We start from the raw sequence: 3265 nt of genomic DNA on the forward strand, positions 1-3265 counted from the left end.
GCAGTGAACCGGGCGTAAGGGCTCCGGCGGGGGCGGGCCGGGGGCGCGCGGGCCGCGCGGGACCGGGGACGCGACGGCGCGGGGGCTCCTTGGGGGGCACTGCTCGGTCACCTGCCGAAGGGTTCAGTCGGTGCGGGTACTGGCGTTGTCCGTGCCTGGCCGATGCCGGTGGGGCCCGGGCTGGTGGGGGCTGAGCCGGTCGAGCCCGTATCGGTGTTCGTGGCCTGGGGTGTGCTTGTGGCGCTGCCGGAAGTACGGGGGGCCGTCGCCGTGCCGGTCCGTGCGGCCGTACTCCCGGGAGTACCGGTGTTCGTCGGGCGCTTCGGCTTCGGCTCGGGTTTCGGGGTCGGCTTGGGGGCGACCGCCACCGAGGGTTCGCCCAGGACCTTGCCGTCCGGGCCCAGGAAGGCGGGGCTGCCGCCCGGGACCATGCCGAGTTCACGGGCCCGCCGCTCCAGGGCGTCGGGGGCCGCGTAGTCGTCGACGTCCCGCTGGAGCGCCTGCTCCTCGTCGGTGAGCTCGGTGGTCTTGACCTTGAGCTCGTTCAGCTTGAAGGAGCCCTGGTTGAGGGCCGAGTTCAACAGGAGCAGGGAGATGAGGCCGCCGCCGAGCAGCACGAAGACGAGCAGGACGAAGGGGGTGCGGGCGGCCGAGCTCGGCCCGGACGGCATGAGCCGGCCGAGCCGCGCGGCCCGCCCTTTGAGGGGCCCCTTCGCCGTGCTCACGGGACGTCTTTCCGGATGCGCTCGACGCCCCGGAGCCGGGCGGGGGCGGCGCGCCGGTTCTCGGCGACCTCCTCCTCGGTGGGCAGCTCGGCACCACGGGTGAGCAGCTTCAGCCGGGGCTGGTACTTCTCGGGGACGACCGGGAGGCCGGGCGGCGCGGTGGTCGCCGCGCCGGCCGCGAAGACGCCCTTGACGATCCGGTCCTCCAGGGACTGGTACGAAAGGACGACGACCCGGCCGCCGACGGCGAGGGCCTTCACGGCCGCCGGGATGGCCTTCTCGACGCTGTCGAGCTCGTGGTTGACCTCGATGCGCAGGGCCTGGAAGGTCCGCTTGGCCGGGTTGCCGCCGGTGCGCTTGGCCGCCTGGGGCAGGGCGTCGCGGATGAGCTCGACGAGCCGGGCGCTGTTGGTGAAGGGCTCCTTGTCGCGCTCGCGCACGATCGCGGAGACGATCCGCTTGGCCTGCTTCTCCTCGCCGTACGCGCGCAGGATCCTGACCAGCTCGCCCGCCGGGTAGGTGTTGAGGACCTCGGCCGCGCTGATGCCGGTCGTCTGGTCCATGCGCATGTCGAGCGGGGCGTCCTGGGCGTAGGCGAAGCCGCGGTCGGCCTCGTCCAGCTGCATGGAGGAGACGCCCAGGTCGAAGAGGACTCCGTCCACCTCGGGGATGCCGAGCCGGTCGAGGACCTCGGGCAGCTCGTCGTACACGGCGTGGACGAGGGTGGCCCGGTCGCCGTACGGGGCGAGCCGCTCGCCGGAGAGCCGCAGGGCCTCCTTGTCGCGGTCGAGGGCGACGAGCCGCACCTCGGGGAACCGCTGCAGGAGGGCCTCGCTGTGGCCGCCGAGGCCCAGGGTGCAGTCGACGACGACCGCTCCGGGGCGCTCCAGGGCGGGGGCCAACATGTCCAGGCACCGCTGGAGCATCACCGGGACGTGTCGGTCGTTGCTCAATGCGCCCTCTCAGATCCGGCGCGGAGGCACGTACCGCGGGAGAGGCCGAGCCGTAGGTACCGCCGCACACACGGGGGAGAAACCGCGGAAATCGCTCGTTGTCTCCGTGAACTTCGCGTCACTTTAGTCCACGGGACGCGCCGGTCAATCAACCGACTGGCGTGCCGCGCGACCCGGAGAGCCCCCATCTGTGGATTAGCTCACAACAAGACTCATTGATGTTCTTTGTCCCCTCTCACAGCGGGCCGGAAAGGGGCGTGACCATTACCGTCGGAACCATGTCGACCTCCGCGCACCCCTCCGCCGACGCCATACGCACCGGCCCCACGGTCACCGACCGTCTCGTCGAGGCCAACGAACGCTACGCCGCCGAGTTCACCGACCCGGGAATGGACGCGCGGCCCGTGCTGCACGTCGCCGTCGTCGCCTGCATGGACGCCCGGCTCGACCTGCACGCGGCCCTCGGCCTCGAACTCGGCGACTGCCACACCATCCGCAACGCGGGCGGCGTGGTCACCGACGACGTGATCCGCTCGCTCACCATCAGCCAGCGGGCCCTCGGCACCCGCAGCGTGATGCTGGTGCACCACACGAACTGCGGTCTCGAATCCCTCACCGAGGACTTCCGGCACGAGCTGGAGGACGAGGTCGGCCAGCGCCCGGCCTGGGCGGTGGAGGCCTTCCGCGATGTCGACCAGGACGTCCGGCAGTCGATGCAGCGGGTCCGGACCTCCCCCTTCCTGCTGCACTCCGACGACGTCCGCGGCTTCGTCTTCGACGTGACGACCGGCCTCCTGCGCGAGATCGACCCGTCTTAAACCAGCAACTTAAACCGCCAAACCCTGGCATTTCCCCTGTACTTGTCCGCATGCAAGTGACAGGTCCGGCCACGGCAACAACAATGCTCGGACGACAGTTCCGAAAGGCCGAGGAGGGCCGGGGTGACGACCTATGACGATCGAGCGAGCCTCGCTGATCTGACCACCACTGTGGAGCGAGTCCGCCGATCGGTGGAGAGCGTGATCGAGGGCAAGCCCGAGGTCGTACGGCTTTCGCTGACCGTCTTGCTCGCCGAGGGACACCTCCTCATCGAGGATGTCCCCGGCGTCGGCAAGACCATGCTCGCCAAGACGCTGGCCCGGTCCATCGACTGCTCGGTGCGCCGCATCCAGTTCACGCCCGACCTGCTGCCCTCGGACGTCACCGGCGTGTCGATCTTCGACCAGCAGCGCCGGGACTTCGAGTTCAAGCCGGGCGCGATCTTCGCCCAGATCGTGATCGGCGACGAGATCAACCGCGCCTCGCCGAAGACCCAGTCCGCGCTCCTCGAGTCCATGGAGGAGCGCCAGGTCACGGTCGACGGCCAGACGTACGAGCTGCCCAGCCCGTTCATGGTCGTCGCCACCCAGAACCCGGTCGAGATGGAGGGCACCTACCCGCTGCCCGAGGCCCAGCGCGACCGCTTCATGGCCCGGGTCTCCATCGGCTACCCGAGCGCCGAGGCCGAGCTCCAGATGCTCGACGTGCACGGCTCGGTCTCCCCGCTCGACGACCTCCAGCCGGTCGCCCACGCCCACGACGTCCTCA

The 3265-nt window shown here is 70.5% G+C and carries 4 protein-coding genes; 2 read left to right on the plus strand and 2 right to left on the minus strand.

Annotated features, from left to right (window positions below; genetic code table 11):
* Positions 1-107: 107 nt before the first annotated feature.
* The gene (locus tag CCN56_RS29110) at positions 108-725 is read right to left on the minus strand and encodes a septum formation initiator family protein (RefSeq protein ID WP_086830953.1); all 618 of its coding nucleotides are present in this window, start codon (positions 723-725) and stop codon (positions 108-110) included.
* Positions 722-1678 carry a 16S rRNA (cytosine(1402)-N(4))-methyltransferase RsmH gene (gene rsmH / locus CCN56_RS29115; protein WP_086830954.1) on the minus strand — a complete coding sequence of 319 codons (957 nt, stop codon included), beginning with the start codon at positions 1676-1678 and terminating at the stop codon, positions 722-724. The genes CCN56_RS29110 and rsmH overlap by 4 nt, the downstream gene beginning before the upstream one ends.
* Before the next feature lie 278 nt (positions 1679-1956).
* Between rsmH and CCN56_RS29120 the strand changes: the two genes are divergently transcribed.
* Complete coding sequence (locus CCN56_RS29120; protein WP_179200023.1) at positions 1957-2496, plus strand: carbonic anhydrase; 540 nt, start codon at positions 1957-1959, stop codon at positions 2494-2496.
* Between the two features lie 123 nt (positions 2497-2619).
* A partial coding sequence (locus tag CCN56_RS29125; protein ID WP_143664656.1) for a MoxR family ATPase occupies positions 2620-3265 on the plus strand: 646 nt, incomplete at its 3' end.

This window comes from Streptomyces sp. NRRL B-24572 (assembly GCF_002156145.1).
In the GTDB taxonomy this organism is placed as follows: Bacteria; Actinomycetota; Actinomycetes; order Streptomycetales; family Streptomycetaceae; genus Streptomyces; species Streptomyces vietnamensis.